The sequence below is a fragment of the Natronobacterium texcoconense genome, from assembly GCF_900104065.1.
Classification (GTDB): domain Archaea; phylum Halobacteriota; class Halobacteria; order Halobacteriales; family Natrialbaceae; genus Natronobacterium; species Natronobacterium texcoconense.
Genome location: NZ_FNLC01000008.1, coordinates 52,146 through 66,951 on the forward strand (window position 1 = coordinate 52,146; position 14,806 = coordinate 66,951).

The 14,806-nt window shown below is 59.1% G+C and carries 16 protein-coding genes, 1 tRNA gene and 1 pseudogene; 9 read left to right on the forward strand and 9 right to left on the reverse strand.

Features of this window, described 5'->3' with window-relative positions; translation table 11 throughout:
• Nucleotides 1-3: 3 nt before the first annotated feature.
• On the forward strand, nt 4-1,026 hold the full coding sequence (locus tag BLR35_RS19980; RefSeq protein ID WP_090386256.1) for a 3-oxoacyl-ACP synthase: 1,023 nt from the start codon (nt 4-6) through the stop codon (nt 1,024-1,026).
• On the opposite strand, the gene BLR35_RS19985 is transcribed toward BLR35_RS19980, so the two are convergent.
• The gene (locus BLR35_RS19985) at nt 1,023-1,274 is read right to left on the reverse strand and encodes a hypothetical protein (RefSeq protein ID WP_090386179.1); all 252 of its coding nucleotides are present in this window, start codon (nt 1,272-1,274) and stop codon (nt 1,023-1,025) included. The genes BLR35_RS19980 and BLR35_RS19985 overlap by 4 nt on opposite strands.
• 241 nt (nt 1,275-1,515) lie before the next feature.
• Between BLR35_RS19985 and BLR35_RS19990 the strand changes: the two genes are divergently transcribed.
• Nucleotides 1,516-1,586, forward strand: a tRNA-Pro gene (locus BLR35_RS19990).
• Nucleotides 1,587-1,889: 303 nt separating this feature from the next.
• A pseudogene (locus BLR35_RS19995) lies at nt 1,890-2,567 on the forward strand (DNA-binding protein); the annotation flags it as partial.
• Between the two features lie 1,040 nt (nt 2,568-3,607).
• Here the strand turns inward: BLR35_RS19995 and BLR35_RS20440 are convergent.
• Nucleotides 3,608-4,438, reverse strand: coding sequence for a hypothetical protein (locus tag BLR35_RS20440; RefSeq protein ID WP_139169336.1), 831 nt, complete (start codon nt 4,436-4,438; stop codon nt 3,608-3,610).
• 310 nt (nt 4,439-4,748) lie between these two features.
• Between BLR35_RS20440 and BLR35_RS20005 the strand changes: the two genes are divergently transcribed.
• Nucleotides 4,749-5,003, forward strand: a complete 255-nt coding sequence (locus tag BLR35_RS20005) for a DUF7692 domain-containing protein (RefSeq protein WP_090386183.1) — start codon at nt 4,749-4,751, stop codon at nt 5,001-5,003.
• A 44-nt stretch (nt 5,004-5,047) separates the two neighbouring features.
• Here BLR35_RS20005 and BLR35_RS20445 read toward each other — a convergent pair whose 3' ends face one another.
• From BLR35_RS20445 to BLR35_RS20025, 5 genes are all read right to left on the reverse strand, one after another.
• Nucleotides 5,048-5,329: a hypothetical protein gene (locus tag BLR35_RS20445; protein WP_139169337.1), complete on the reverse strand. Its 282-nt coding sequence runs from the start codon at nt 5,327-5,329 to the stop codon at nt 5,048-5,050.
• Between the two features lie 381 nt (nt 5,330-5,710).
• Nucleotides 5,711-6,910: an outer membrane protein assembly factor BamB family protein gene (locus BLR35_RS20015; protein ID WP_090386185.1), complete on the reverse strand. Its 1,200-nt coding sequence runs from the start codon at nt 6,908-6,910 to the stop codon at nt 5,711-5,713.
• 250 nt (nt 6,911-7,160) lie between these two features.
• Nucleotides 7,161-7,334 carry a DUF1059 domain-containing protein gene (locus BLR35_RS20450; protein WP_139169338.1) on the reverse strand — a complete coding sequence of 58 codons (174 nt, stop codon included), beginning with the start codon at nt 7,332-7,334 and terminating at the stop codon, nt 7,161-7,163.
• Between the two features lie 136 nt (nt 7,335-7,470).
• On the reverse strand, nt 7,471-7,656 hold the full coding sequence (locus BLR35_RS20020; protein ID WP_090386188.1) for a hypothetical protein: 186 nt from the start codon (nt 7,654-7,656) through the stop codon (nt 7,471-7,473).
• Nucleotides 7,657-8,214: 558 nt separating this feature from the next.
• The gene (locus tag BLR35_RS20025; RefSeq protein ID WP_090386191.1) at nt 8,215-8,412 is read right to left on the reverse strand and encodes a hypothetical protein; all 198 of its coding nucleotides are present in this window, start codon (nt 8,410-8,412) and stop codon (nt 8,215-8,217) included.
• A 134-nt stretch (nt 8,413-8,546) separates the two neighbouring features.
• Between BLR35_RS20025 and BLR35_RS20030 the strand changes: the two genes are divergently transcribed.
• Nucleotides 8,547-9,368, forward strand: a complete 822-nt coding sequence (locus BLR35_RS20030) for an Nmad3 family putative nucleotide modification protein (protein ID WP_090386195.1) — start codon at nt 8,547-8,549, stop codon at nt 9,366-9,368.
• A gap of 50 nt (nt 9,369-9,418) precedes the next feature.
• Nucleotides 9,419-9,979, forward strand: a complete 561-nt coding sequence (locus BLR35_RS20035; protein WP_090386198.1) for an acyltransferase — start codon at nt 9,419-9,421, stop codon at nt 9,977-9,979.
• A gap of 9 nt (nt 9,980-9,988) precedes the next feature.
• Here BLR35_RS20035 and BLR35_RS20040 read toward each other — a convergent pair whose 3' ends face one another.
• Both BLR35_RS20040 and rocF read right to left on the reverse strand, forming a co-directional pair.
• Nucleotides 9,989-11,146, reverse strand: coding sequence for an NAD(P)/FAD-dependent oxidoreductase (locus BLR35_RS20040; protein WP_090386201.1), 1,158 nt, complete (start codon nt 11,144-11,146; stop codon nt 9,989-9,991).
• Nucleotides 11,147-11,239: 93 nt separating this feature from the next.
• Nucleotides 11,240-12,154 carry an arginase gene (rocF, locus tag BLR35_RS20045; protein WP_090386204.1) on the reverse strand — a complete coding sequence of 305 codons (915 nt, stop codon included), beginning with the start codon at nt 12,152-12,154 and terminating at the stop codon, nt 11,240-11,242.
• A 98-nt stretch (nt 12,155-12,252) separates the two neighbouring features.
• Between rocF and BLR35_RS20050 the strand changes: the two genes are divergently transcribed.
• The 3 genes from BLR35_RS20050 to BLR35_RS20060 all read left to right on the forward strand — a co-directional run bounded on the left by BLR35_RS20050 (nt 12,253) and on the right by BLR35_RS20060 (nt 14,680).
• Nucleotides 12,253-12,933, forward strand: a complete 681-nt coding sequence (locus tag BLR35_RS20050) for a metal-dependent transcriptional regulator (protein ID WP_090386207.1) — start codon at nt 12,253-12,255, stop codon at nt 12,931-12,933.
• A gap of 149 nt (nt 12,934-13,082) precedes the next feature.
• Nucleotides 13,083-14,018, forward strand: a complete 936-nt coding sequence (locus BLR35_RS20055) for a ZIP family metal transporter (protein ID WP_090386209.1) — start codon at nt 13,083-13,085, stop codon at nt 14,016-14,018.
• A 128-nt stretch (nt 14,019-14,146) separates the two neighbouring features.
• Nucleotides 14,147-14,680 carry an Rrf2 family transcriptional regulator gene (locus BLR35_RS20060; RefSeq protein ID WP_090386211.1) on the forward strand — a complete coding sequence of 178 codons (534 nt, stop codon included), beginning with the start codon at nt 14,147-14,149 and terminating at the stop codon, nt 14,678-14,680.
• Nucleotides 14,681-14,806: the final 126 nt, after the last annotated feature.

Consider the following 14,806-nt stretch of genomic DNA (forward strand, 5'->3'; position numbering starts at 1 on the left):
CCGATGACGACCGTCGGACTCACCGGCTACGGACGGTACTTCCCCGACGAGACGATAACGGGGGAAGAGATCGCCGAGGAGAACGGCATTCCCGAGGAGGTGGTCCGCGAGAAGATGGGGATCACGGAGAAGCACGTCTGTCCGCCGGACGAAGACCACGTCACGGATATGTGCGTCGCAGCCGCCGAAGACGCGCTCGCGGATGCCGAAATCGGGGCCGAGGAACTCGATCTCGTACTCTACCACGGTAGCGAGTACAAGGACTACGTCGTCTGGTCGGCCGCCGCGAACGTCGTCGAGCGACTCGGGGCCGAGACCGCCTACGCCACGGAGAGCCACACGCTCTGTGCGAGCGCGCCGATCGCCGTCCGCCAGGCCAAAGCACAGTTACAGGTCGACCACGTCGACGCCGCCCTGCTCGTCGCCGCGAGCCGCGAAGAAGACCTGATCGACTACGGGAACGACCGCTCTTCCTTCATGTTCAACTTCGGCTCCGGTGCCAGCGCGATGGTGCTCGAGTCCGATCCGGGCGAGCGTTGTCGGGCGACCGTCCACGAGAGCGCCGCCGTCACCGACGGCTCGTTCTCCGAGGACGTGATCATGCCCGCCGGCGGCTCGCTCGAGCCCCCGAGCGAGGAGACGGTTGCCGAGCGCCGCCACTACCTCGACGTCCCCGATCCGGACGGGATGAAAGAACGGCTCGAGCCCGTCTCCCTGCCGAACTACCTCGAGGTGGTCGATACGGCGCTCGAGCGATCGGGACGGACCCGGGCGGACGTCGACTTCGTCTCGATCACCCACATGAAGCGGTCGTTCCACGACCTCGTCTTCGAGGAACTCGGGCTCGATCCCGCGACCGACGGCTACTACCTGGACGAGTACGGCCACGTACAAAGCGCCGACCAGATCATCGCGCTCGAAAAGGGCCGACAGGCCGGCCTGCTCGAGGCTGGCGATCTGGTCTGTTTCCTGGCGGCCGGGACCGGATACACCTGGTCGGCGACGGTGCTAACCTGGCAGGGCTAATCCCGGCAGTCCTCGAAGTGGTCCACGCAGAGGACCTCGAACACCGTCCCGTCCGATTCGACGTCGCCACGGGCCGTTTTCTTGAGCAGCGTGATGCCGTACTCGACCTGCTCGTCACACTCGATGCAGTCGCTGGGCTCGCCCTCAGTTCCCTTCGTCTTCGAACCCTCGGATCGAATCTCGGCACAGTCCCGACAGAGCCACCACTTGTTGTCGGTGTTCTCGAGTTCGAAGAGTCGATAGGCCATTTTCGGCTGATACGGTCTGCTGTAACGATTACCGGCGCAACCGCACGATGATTCGCGGTTGCGCCGTCAATGACTTACAGCAGTCCGTATGACTGAACTCGACCGGCGTCGAACAGAAGACGCAGTTCATACTAGCATCGGGCACGAGCGGGCTTGTCAGCATCTGGCACGAGAGTGCATGGCGCTCGAGGTGGGTGTGAAACGACACGCTTAAACGGCAGACGGCCATCGTATCACGTGCGGGACCGTGGGGTAGTGGTATCCTCTGCGGATGGGGTCCGTAGGACCCGAGTTCAATTCTCGGCGGTCCCATTTTCTGTCGCGAACGAACTCGTGAGCGACAGAAACGTGAAGAGCCGAGATTGAACATGCAAGACGCAGCCCTCGAGCGATCGAAGGGAGCGAGTCGGAACGTCTTGCACCTGTTCAATTCTCGGCGGTCCCACTTCTTCGACGTTGTGAGCGAGGGAGCGACGCGACCGTAGCGACGCGAGGAGAAGACGTGGGACCACGAGGTATCTCCTTGTGATACCTCGACGGTCCCACTTTTACGAAGTAAAATGGGACGAGGGAGCAGCTTTGCTGCGACCGTGGTCCCACTTTTTGTGAAGCAACAATGAGATCTATATCGCCGACCATCGCTTCGACACCGTTGCTCGAGACGAGCCCGTAGAACGCTACGAGGATCCAACGCCTCGGCTCGAGGCGGAGACCGACCACCTGTTGATGACGACGCTGCGGGACATGGGCGAGACCGCCCGCGGCGTGACGGAGACGGTTGCGACCAATGGCGGTGCAACAGTGGACGGCCTTGCCGACGAGCTAGGGAAGCATCCCGCGACGATCTACCGGGCGATCAAAGACCTGGACGAGATCCTCGAGCTGGACCAGGGCGAGATCTCGTTCCGCGCCCGGAAGTACCAGGAGGAACTTCGTGCGCTCGTCGAGTCGGCCGAGTACGCCATCGAGAGTTACGCCGACCGAATCCAGCACGTGATGGGGTTAGCGGACCATATCGCCGAATCGTCACCGTTCCAGAAGTGGCTGGCTGAGAACGGGGCCGAGGTCATCTACGACGAAAACGGCGAACCCCGACGGGTGCGAATCGACGTGATCCTATCCGAGCTGAAGTCGAGTAGCTTCGAGAACGTCCAGACGGTCGCGGCCGAAGCCCTCGAGAAGTGGCGGAAGTCGGGCAACGATCCGGCGGTACTCCGGCGGGCCGAGCTGTCTTGGAAGACTCCCGGCGGCGGGACTGAAGTCGGATTCGTTGGCGCGGTCGCGGACCGCTGAACTGAACTGGATAGTGGCAACACTATCCCGCACCCTCTTTTCTGCAACCCTGATTGTACTCTTCGGGTGATTGTTCAACTCTGGTTGTAGTCTCGCCCGTGCCGGGCGGGTTGACGGCGCGATCACGCCGCGACGGCTGCGGGTCGGTTTCGCGCTTCGCGCGAAACGCCCCTTGCCGGGTGTCGCCAAGGCGACAGCGCCAAAAAATTACAGCGCCCCACCCCCGCCTTCGCAGATCTCCAGTTGAAGCACATGAAACAGAGGTGGTTTATATATTTCCACCAGCGGTTCTTTTAGCGATCATGCTGAAAATCAGGTATGGCTACTACTGTTCGTTGGGTGTGGATCGGGCTAGGATTCATCTGTGCCGTTATTCTTGGTAACATAATATTCAATGAGTTCACAGCTTTGATGGAACCATCGGGTTTATCCGGAATTGTATTGTTTCTGGTTGATTATTTCTGGATATTCGCTATTTTTCTGGCTATATGTGGCCTGTTATTCCAGTATTACTTTGGTTGGAGTTTTGATGCCAGATAAAGCCCTTAAGGGGACAGGGCAATTGCGGTGCGTGCAGAGCGCGCCGCTCTAGCACAAAGACGAACCGGCCGATTCGGGAGCGTATACCGGCGCTGCTCCGCTGATAGGATGGGATACGACCTCGGTAAGCCGTCTTGCCGGATCTGCCTAGAAGCGGCCCGCACGTTTAAACAGTAAAATGGGTCCAACCACGGTGATGCGCCACCCACAAGATGCCCTACTGATCATATTCGCACTGATCGAACTTGCTCGTGACCACAAAGGTACACCGACCAAAGACCATGCGACGGAACTCGCAAATCAACACGGACTTGAGCCAATCGAGATTCACCACCAGCTCGAGGACCGCAGCGAGGCTCAATGTTGGGACGAAGATTGTGGCTAAGGCCAAAGGTCCAAATCAACCGCCCAACCTTCTCGGGGTCTCCAATTGGTCCATACGAAACGATAGGTTGTGAGATCCACGGAAGTATTTCGTTGTGGTGGAACGAATACTGGTGTTATCTTCCACCACTATTATTGTCATAAAAGCTGGATGGCTGGCGAAGGTTTTGAGGTTGAATAGTTTCCCTTGGGTCCTCGTCACGTACGTTCTCTGCTTTCACAATGTCCATGAGTGAATCAACTTCGCGTATGTTAAATTTCTGCGACCAGACTAGCTTTTCTTCGACCACATCAGATAAGTTATTGGAATATCTGAATAAAACTTGGAATTTGAACAGGTCATTCCCAGTATTAACATAGTAATCCTCTTCCTCATCCAAATTCGTTTCTTTGAAACTGTTGAATCCATTATAGAATATGTGGTCGTTTAATTCAGGATTCCAACATGCTATTACAGTTGAATATGGAACGAATACAGTGACTCCAGTTTCCCCAGCACGCAGTGCCCCTCTTCCTATAATCTGGTGGCTAACTTCTGTTCCATACTCAGCCATGTATTCTTGCTCTTGTATCTGATTAACTTCGTTCCAAATTATTTCTTCAGGATTTATTGTTCGATCTAAGTGTGTGTCTGTGTTTTCAGGAAGTGGTGCAATCGAAATTGCCAATTCGATATCTCTAGTCGCCCCAGAACCTATGTTTGACAGTTCGAAAAAAAGCGCATCATCTTTGACGTACCATTTGTCAATTGTGATAAGAGGCTGGTGGGAAAGTTTAGTCTGCTCTTCCAGTATCTCTCGCTGTTTTTCCATACTTCTGTACTGTGCAATGTACGCGATAACAAGAAGAAAGGATAATAATACAGAAAGAGCACCTTGGTTTTGGTTTAGAACGTTCAATATTTCCTGTAATAGTTGAACTCCTCTTTCAAAGAATATTGTAGTCATGTTTTCTAGGTATTTTGCTTACAATGGATAAACATTATTGGTGTAATCTGATCACCTAATCATAACTGTCCCAGCGGATAGTATAGTAGAATATGAACTAAGCTGTCTCCCCCAGGGGTCGCACGTCGACAGAATCCGTTTCCCGAATATGCACACGAGCGCGAGTCGGCCGTGTGCATATTGGCCGGTGATCTACTCGAAGGAAGCAGCAACTACTCTGGGAGTCTGATAGAAAACCGCCGATTGCATCCGATTTACCCCCATTGAGTGAGGCGAAAAAACTAGGATTTGCGGGGTCGTGTGTACGAGTATGCGAATTCGAACTGACGGTGACTACGCTTATCGCGAAGACGCTATCCAACGAGCAGCGGACTTCTACGACTGTAATAAGACCAAAGCCGTCGTCTCGGCCTGCGAAGACGTCCCCCGACTCGTCGCAGCTGCTCGGCAAATTCTCGAGCGGGACGACCTCACCTACGAACAGCGCCGGGAGATCGCGGAGACGCTATCGACTCGAGTAACGAACTTTGGGGTTGAACAAACGGTAACTGTCGATCGAGATTAGTACAGCGACTCTGTGCGGATTGTTGTACTACAACTGTTCACTCATCAATTATTCTCGGCAGTCGCTTCGATCTCTTCTTCGTAGTTCCAACCAAGATCATCGTGTTTCTCGTCTTTTGAGCCAGAGATATGCCCCTTAACACTCCGGACGGAGTCTGCTGAAAAGTCGTTGCAGATTGGACACGAGTATTTTCCGCTGCTAACAGTCACGTCACTGATGATCTCGTCGAAATCCGGTCGTGAATCTTTGTCGGTCACACACAACCATGTTGGGGGAGTTATTACTAAAAACCCGCTGCTCGCTCCGTAGAGCGCCTCTAGGCGCATATTACCTAGATCTCTCTCCTAGACAGTTTCCTAGATCTATTGACGGACAACATACACGTTTTCGCTCCAGCCGGTCTTCGATGTCCTGCTCGGCAGCGTCAGTCGTTCGCTCGTGTATGCGTTTCTGCTGTTCCTCGCGCGCGACCAGCCGGGCGCCGTATCGGAGGGCCTCAGACCGTGATCCGAACTTCCCCTCTTCGACGAGTTCGTATCTGATTTCGATCTCACGAATTTCATTGGCTAATCGGTTGCAGTTATCTATCGGTAAAATTCCGAGATATATCCGTAGAAACAAATCGTCGCGCTCGGCACTCCCACTTTTTGCGAACAAAAATGGGAGCACGAGATATCGCAATACCTCGAGGGGTCTACTCGAGCGGGTTAGTGTTTCTTGGCGTCCGGTTCGTCGAGGCGACGCTTCAGGAGGTAGCCCGTGGCAACGAGTCCGGCGAGTGCGCCAAGCAGACCGAAGCCGGGTGTCCCGTCGATGCTGAAGTCGACGGCGTACAGGTGGCCGTTAGTGCTTCCGAAGAAGACGGTGCCGTCGACTACCGTCGGCGAGGAGGCGACAGCATCGTCGGGCTCGAAGAACCCGCTCTCGGGTTCGAAACGCCACTTTCCGTTGCCCGATCCGGCGTCCACTGCATACAGGTTGCCGTCCATACGCCTGGTTCCGAAGAAGACGGTGTCGCCGGCTACCGCTGGTGACGAGTCGACTCGGTCGTCGGTTTCGAAGCGCCACTGGCCGGTACCTGTCTCGGCGTCTATGGAGTACAGATTGCTGTCATTACTCCCGACGAAGACGGTGCCGTCGGCTATCGCCGGGGACGAGTCGACTCGATCACCGGTTTCGAAAGACCACTGTTCAGTTCCCGTCTCGGCGTCGACTGCGTACAGGTTGCCGTCCCAGCTCCCGACGAAAGCGGTATCGTCGACTACTGCCGGCGACGACTGGATGCGGTCGTCGGTTTCGAAACGCCACTGCTCGCTGCCCGTTTCGGCGTCGACTGCGTACAGGTTGTTGTCATCGCTCCCGACGAAAACGGTACCGTCGGCTACCGCCGGCGACGACTGGATGCGGTCGTCGGTTTCGAAACGCCACTGCTCGCTGCCCGTTTCGGCGTCGACTGCGTACAAGTTGTTGTCATCGCTCCCGACGAAAACGGTACCGTCGACCTCTGTCGGTGACGACTGAATTGGGTTATCGGTTTCGAAAGACCACTGTTCAGTTCCCGTCTCGGCGTCGACTGCGTACAGATTGTTGTCATTACTCCCCACAAAGATTGTGCCATCGACGACCGTCGGTGACGAGTCGACTCGGTCGCCGGTCTCGAAGCGCCACCGTTCGGTTCCCGTCTCAACCTCGACTGCATACAGGTTGCTGTCCCAGCTCCCGAAGAAGACGGTGTCGTCGACTACTGCCGGTGTCGACTGGATCGGATCATCGGTTTCGAAGCGTCTCTGTTCCTCGCCGCCAACTGTGTCATCTCCAGCTACTGGGGTCGAGAGGCCGACAATCCAGACGATCCCCGCACCTGCCACCGTCAGGATCGTCCGCCGATCGAGCCCACGTGCACACATACTGTATGGGTATTAGCCAATTTAGAATAACGTTCTGGCCCGGTAACAATTCGGGAACTGGTCTACTGATCGGAGTTCAAGCACTCTGCTTCGAATCAAACACCGTACGGGAAGGTCCCATCGAGACCGACACGACGACCGCTCGCGGAGATACGACTGAAACAACAGGACGAGACGACCGAGACAACGAGACGAGGACACCGGATTCGTCGGCGGGATCACTGCCCCAATCCACTCGAGTAACTCCTCCCTACACGACCTGAAGGTGTTGCTCCCGAAGTTCGTCATCCGTCAGGTCTTGCTCGTGGACCTCTCGCATGTGGTTCTTGGCCAGTTCGATCGCTTCGTCTTCGTTTTCCGATTGAATGATAAACCGACACTCGTCGGAGACGGCCTCGCAGTCGAGTTTGTGTGCGTTTGTCATGGTGGTGCACTCGTTCCCTATGAGTCGCGGTATCATAGCATCACCGCGTGCAAACTCGTCATTCCCTGACCATCGAGCACGACGTGATTCCCTCGAGAGACGATACCCAGAACGAGAATAGATTCTCGAGTGTCCGTTACGTCGGCGCTCCGTTCGATTCCTCGTCGACATCGTCCACGAGAACGAAGTCGGTAGACCCACACTCACACCCGTCGCTACCGATCGGCTGAATTTCGCCGGTGGGCCACTCTCTGGCCGCGTAGATCGAACCACAGTCCACACATTCGGCTAGCCCCCTGTCGACGTCGTCCCTGTTCGCCATCTCTCAGGAAAGTAGACGTACTAATCAGTGGATTAGTCTTTCTATTTGTTATTTATCACTATTCAGCCATTTTCAGCGGAGAGTGTGATAAAAGACTCCGCTTGCATCGACTTTTCATTCACAAATTATAGTATTACATAGAATAAATCAGCATCTGAACACAATAATATTTCCGAGAGGGTGCCGCTCGGATGACGATGCTCCGTGGAGATGCGACAGCCGACGGAAAAACTGGGTCTCGAGAGGTCATCTCGAGCAACCGATCTGGGGTGATGGTTTCCTGAAGGTGGGTCCTCGAGGTGGTGGTCCTCGAGGAGTCGAGTGGTCCGAGTTCACGGCGGGACTCGCAGCAGGGTGCTGGTAACCACGAGTCCAGTTCGAACGAGGGACTGCCCGCTGATAAACCTATAGCACGTTCCCAGTCGTTGATATTTGTCCGACCCCTATAGTAGCCACTGCAAGTCAATGCACACCTGATCGCACGAGGGTTGTGCGATCAGTGTGTAAATAGTTGCAGTTGTTACTATATTGTTACAGCCGCGACGGGGGTCCCGCGTCTCATGCTTCGTGGCGGCTACGTTTCTCGTCGCCGTCGGGAAAGCCGCTGCTCTCGAGTACCTGGAACGCGTCACTGCCACAGGAACAGTTCGTACCGGTTCCGATCGGACGAACCGATCCGTCGGGACAGACCTGTACCGCGAGGGCGTTTCCACACTCCATGCAGATAGCGGCGGCCCGCCGGCGGTTCTCACTCATCGGTCGGCCTATGCCGTCTCGCGGTATCAAGGTTTTTCAGGAGTCGTGACCGGTCAGTGACGACGACAGTTGGTGAAGCAGACGCTACTGCGGTAATCGAGACCTTTATTCGGCGGCCGTCGAATCCCGATCACATGACGGTCGTCCTCGCAGGAGTCGGTGCCGACAGCACCAACCTCGGTACGCTGGGGCCGCTGTACGACGACGGACGGTTCGAGTACGTCCCGATCCCCGAAAAGACCCGAGAGACGACCGAATCCGAAACCCTCGGTTCCTGGGACCTCCAGCACGACGACCGCACCGCGGCCGATCTCACGACGCGGATCGAACCGCAGCCAGTGCAGGACGCCGGAGAGACCGTCACCGGCGAGACCCTCGAGTCGTGGCCGCTTCATCGCGATCCGAACTTTGAGGCGCTGACCTACGGTGAACACCGGACGAGCGGCTACGTCTCCAGACTGCGGGCGCTCGAGCCCGGTGACGTCGTCGGCTTCTACGCCGGTCTTCGCCGCCCTGAAGGTGATCGCGCCCACCGATACCTGATCGGCTACTTCACGGTCGACCGCGTCGACGTCGTAACGCCCGAACTGCCGTCCGACGAGCGACGGGCTATCCTCGAGTCCCACCCGGACAACGCCCACGCGAAACGCGCACGCGATGGCGACCTCTACCTCGAGAAGCCGGTCGTGATCGTCGCCGGTCGCGAACCGGGCGGGCTCTTCGACCGACATCCGGTTCGGCTCAGTGACTACTACGTGAAGTCGGGGAACGAACGGCCGCAGTACTACCTTCGCGAAGAGATCGGTGACGGCTGGAACGTCACCGCTGGCGGCGAGAACATGATGTTCAAGCCGGCTTACCGCTGTGACCTGTCGGGAACCGAGTTCGTCGACCGCGTCGGGGTGCCGGGCGAGCGATTGCAGGAGGATGTGGCGACCGTCGTGGCCGACGAGTGACCGCGGCGAGCCAGTCAGTTTCTTGTAGTGATAGGTCCAAGCTTCGGGAAGTGACAGCCGACCCTCACCGCTCCAGACACGATCGCGTGGATCGCCATCCGACGCCCGGTGCCCGGAACTCGCTTGCCTACTGGACGGACGCGAAGAATCCGTTACTGATCGCGTACAACTACATCCTGGTCTGGCTCGCCAGAATCTCGCCGAGCCTTCGGCTCCGACGGTGGGCGCTGCGACGGATCGGCGTCACCGTCGGGCCGGGCGTCTCCTGGGGACTCGAGGCGACGCCGGACGTCTTCTGGCCGGAACTGATCACCCTGGAGGACCACGCCATCGTCGGCTACGATGCGACCTTGCTCTGTCACGAGTTCCTCCAGGACGAATACCGGACGGGTGAGATCGTCGTCGGCGAGCGAGCGATGATCGGCGCCGGAGCGATCGTTCTGCCGGGCGTCGAGATCGGTGCGGACGCGAGCGTGGCGGCGAACTCGCTCGTTACGCGGGACGTAGAACCGGGGACTACCGTCGCGGGTGTACCCGCACGGCCGATGGGCAGCGGGACCGACGAATCTGACGGCGACGCTACAGGGACGGAAGACGGCGAAAAACCGTAGTCGGCTCGCTTACAGCGACGGCCAGGCTTTGCGTGCGTCGTTCCAGGAGGAGACGCTGGCGATCCAGCGGCCGGCGATGAGCTTTTTCAGCTGTTTGGCCGGGAGACCGCCGAACGTATCGAACAGCGGGAGCGCCTTCACGTCGTGAGCGACGGCCTTGTCGCCGACGGAGACGACGGTTCCCTTGTCGTCGTACTCCCAGGTCTTGAGCGGGCGGTTCTCGATCGCGCGGGCGATGTTCTCGCCGGCGACGTCGGCTGCTTGCCAGGCGGCCTGTGCCGTCGGCGGTGCGGGCTGGTCGCCCTGATCGACGATCGCGGAGTCGCCGACGGCGAAGACGCGCTCGTCGGAGGTCTGGAAGTTCGCCTCGGTCGTGACGCGGTTGTGTTCGTTCTCGAGGTCGACGCCGTCGAGTGCGTCGCGGCCCGTAATGCCGCCGGTCCAGACGAGCACGTCGTGCTCGAGCGGGTCGCCCTCGTCGAACTCGATGTGGTCCTCGGTCGCTTCCGTGATCGGGTCGTCCGTGTGGATTCGGACGCCGGCGTCCTCGAGCAGGTCACGCAGGGCCTGCTGGATTTCGGGATCGTTACCGGGGAAGATCTCATCGAGTGCCTCGACGAGGTGGATCTCGATCGGTGCGCGGTGGTTGTCACGGAACTCCGCGATTTCGCCGGCGGTCTGGATACCCGAGAGACCGGCGCCGCCGATGACGACCTGTGCGGGTTCGCCGCGGGTGGCCTCCTGGCTGGCTTCCGTAACGGCCTCGTGGATCTCGAGGGCGTCGTCCAGACTCTTGAGCGTCAACGAGTGGTCCTCGAGGCCGGGGATACCGTAGTAGGCGGTCTGGGTCCCGAGTGCGACGAGGACGTAGTCGTAGTCGACGTCTTCGCCGTCGTCGAGTTCGACGACCTGTTCGTCGGTATCGAGGCCGGTGACCTCGTCCTGGATGAACCGGGTCGAGGGGTCGGCGATCCGATCGACTGGGATCGTGATGTCGGATCGGACGTCGGGATCACGGATCACGCGGTGTGATTCGTGCAAAACGAGGTGGTAGTCCACGTCCGCGATCCACGTTAGACGAGCGTTGCCACCGAGTTCCGACTGGAGTTTGGAAATCGCGCCTGTACCGGCGTACCCTGCGCCGAGTACGACGACGTTCTCAGTCATACGGAACACTCCGAAATACTACGATACAAAGGTGTTGGAACCGCTGTCGGAATGTTATGCGTTCCCACGACATCGTGAGCGCTCGCTAAACGGTTACAGGATTCGCTTGCCGAACGCACTCGCCGTAAGTTCGGCCGCGAGCATCGCCGTCTCGTTGCGGTCGTCGAGAATCGGGTTCACCTCGACGACGTCCATCGACCGGAGGATGTCGTCGCGTTTGTGGCGTTCGGAAACCGTCTCGAGTGCGGCGTGGGCTTCGCGGTAGGTGACACCGCCACGGACGGGGGTACCGACGCCTGGTGCGGCCTTCGGATCGACCATGTCCAGATCGAGACTGACGTGAATACCGTCGGTGCCGTCGGTCGCGACCTCGAGTGCGTCCTCGACGACGGCCGTCATCCCGCGCTCGTCCACGTCGGACATCGTGAACGCGGTCATCTCGCTGTTTCGGACCAGTTCCCGTTCGCTCTCGTCGATGCTCCGGAGGCCGACGTAGGCGATCGACTCCTCCCGAATGCGGGGCGCGTGGGCCCACTCCATCTCCCCGAACGAGCCGCGACCGAGCACCGCGCCGAGTGGCATCCCGTGGACGTTACCGCTGGGGGAGGTCTCCGGGGTGTTGAGGTCGGCGTGGGCGTCGAACCAGATCGCACCGAGATCTGCCTCGCGTGCCGAGCCGTGCATCGATCCGATCGCGATAGAGTGATCGCCGCCGAGGACCAGCGGGAACTCGCCATCCTCGAGCGTCGCCGCGACCCGGTCGGCGAGCCGTCGGCTCACGTCCTCGATTTCGTCGAGGAACTTCGCGTTCCCGTCGGCCTCGTTTTCGGGGTCGATCTCCTCCGCTCGAGGGATCGGGAGGTCGCCGACGTCGACCGGATCGACGCCCGCCTTCTCGAGTTCCTCGGCGAGTCCGGCGTACCGAATTGCGGACGGGCCCATGTCCACTCCTCGTCGATTCGCACCGAAGTCCATCGGTGCACCAATAATTCGAACGGTCGAAACCATACACCGCCGTTCGCGGCGGACCGATATGGAGGTGGTGATATCTGCCGGATGATCGTGGGTGCGATAGTTTTAGGGTTAGACGACTCTAAACCACGTATATGATGCTGAGCGACGTGATGGAAGACTATCTCAAGGCGATCTATCAGCTCCAGCGGGAGACCGACGACAGGATCAAGACCTCGGAAATCGCCGAAGAGCTAGACGTCACGTCGCCGACCGTCACCAGCATGCTCGACAAACTCGAGGACCGCGGGCTGGTCGACCGCGAGAAGTACCGCGGCGTCACCCTGACCGACGAGGGCGAGACCGTCGCGCTGGAGGTCGTTCGACACCACCGGCTGCTCGAGGCCTACCTCACCGAGCACCTGGACTACGACTGGTCGGAGGTCCACGCGGAGGCAGACCGTCTCGAACACCACATCAGCGAGGACTTCGAGGCCCGCGTCGCCGACGCACTCGGCGATCCGGAGGTCGACCCCCACGGCTCGCCGATCCCCAGCCCGGAGCTCGAGCCGCCCGAGCGACCCGACGGCGAACCTGTCTCCGAGTTTTCCGAGGGAGACACCGTCGTCGTCGAAGAGGTCGCCGACCGCGATCCCGAAATTCTCTCTTATCTCGCCGACCACGGCGTCGAACCCGGCGTCGAACTCGAGATTCTCGAGGTCGCTCCCTTCGGCATGGTGACGGCCCGCTCGAGCGAGGGCGACGATCCCGTCTCCCTTCCCGACCGCGTCGCCCATCACGTCCGCGTCGCTCAGCCCGCCGAACTCGAACGGTAAGGTCCGGTTTGTCCTCGTTTCGTCCGACGCCGATATCCAGGTTTAGATCGACTCTAACGTCCGATCTAGTGAAAAGGACTAAGTTTAGCCACGTCTAATCCAGAGGCAATGAGTATACTATCTCCCTCGTTCGGAGGTGACGGGACTCGATGAGCGATCGATCGCTGTATGATCTCCCACGGTGGGTTCTCGCGATCGGCCCAGTCGTGATCTTGCTCGCCGTCTTCGCAGTGCTCTTTCTGACCTCGCCGTTCGGAAACCTAGATGCGGTCGACGAGGCGAGTACGCTGGAGATCCTCTGGATGCTGACGATCATCGGCTCGATCGCCGGTATCATCCCCGTCGCGATCGGGATGCTCTGGTTCCCGTTCATCCGCGATCTGGACCCGCGGTATCTACATGCGTTCCTCGCGATGGCGGCCGGCGTCCTCGCGTTCATCGCTGTCGAGATGACCGAGGACATGATCTTCGACTACGGCGTCAACGTCGAGAACACGGCCGTCGCCGCAGCAGCAGCCATCGTCGGCATCGGCGGGACGTTCGCCGTGATGTACGCCGCGAGCAAGTGGCGACAGCGGAAGATGGCCGACACGGAGCGAAGTGGCCTTGAGATCGCCTATCTCGTCGCGCTCGCGCTCGGCCTCCACAGCATCGGCGAGGGGCTCGCCATCGGTGTGGCCTACATCGACGAAAATCCGACCTTACTCATGCTGCTCGTGCTGGCGTTCGTGATGCACAACGTCCTTGAGGGGCCGACGGTCGTCGCCGCCGTCGCACGCGACAGGGAGACCCCGATGCTTCGACACTTTGCGGCGATGGGCGTCATCGCCGGTGGTCCGGTCATCCTCGGCGGCTGGATCGGCAGCTTGGCCCACTCCTACCTGCTTGCCGTCCTGTTCTTCGCGATCGCCATCGGCGCGATCTTGCAGGTGCTGATCGAAGTCGCCGAACTCATCCGGTTCGACGCCGAAGCCGTCCTCACGCGCGTCAACGCGGCGACGTTCGCCGGCGGCTTCGTACTTATGTTCCTGCTCGAGGACGTCCTTACCGACGTCCTGCTCGAGGGCTGGCTGATCCCGGTCTGATACCGTCGAATAGACCGATCACCTCGAGTGCGAACTTCTCGGAATCTCCGGGATGAACGGTGAAATCCTATAGAAAACGTCGCCCCGCACCCGCCGGGTTTAAGGAATACAACTACGAACAATTCACTATGTCATCAATCGAACTGACACCGAGTCAGAAGAAGATCCTTCGTGCGCTGACGAACCTCCACAAGGACACGGAGGACGCCATCAAGGGCGAGGACATCGCCGAGCAGGTCGACCGCAACCCGGGGACGATCCGCAACCAGATGCAGAGTCTCAAAGCCCTCCAACTGGTAGAAGGTGTACCCGGACCGAAAGGCGGCTACAAGCCGACCGCTGCCGCGTACGAGGCCCTCGAGATCCAGCAGATGGACGATCCCGCCTCCGTACCGCTCGAACACGAGGGCGAACCCGTCGAGGACGTCATCGTCGAAGAGATCGACCTCTCGAGTGTCCATCATCCCGAACTCTGCCGTGCCGAAGTTCACATGCAGGGAAGTTTCGATGCCATCTCCGAAGACGACGCCGTCACCGTCGGTCCGACGCCACTGTCGAAACTCGTCATCGACGGCCGGGTCGACGGTAAAGACGACACGAACAACATCCTCATCCTCCGAATCGAGGACATGGTCGCACCGGCAGAAGAGCCCGAGCACTGAGACGGATCGCTGTAACGACGTACCGGTGCAACCGGCGGATAGGTCGCGGTTGCGCCGGAAACGACATACAGTAGTCCGTACGAGGTCTCGCTCGACTCGGTTCGATCGCTCGATCGCGTAAAACCC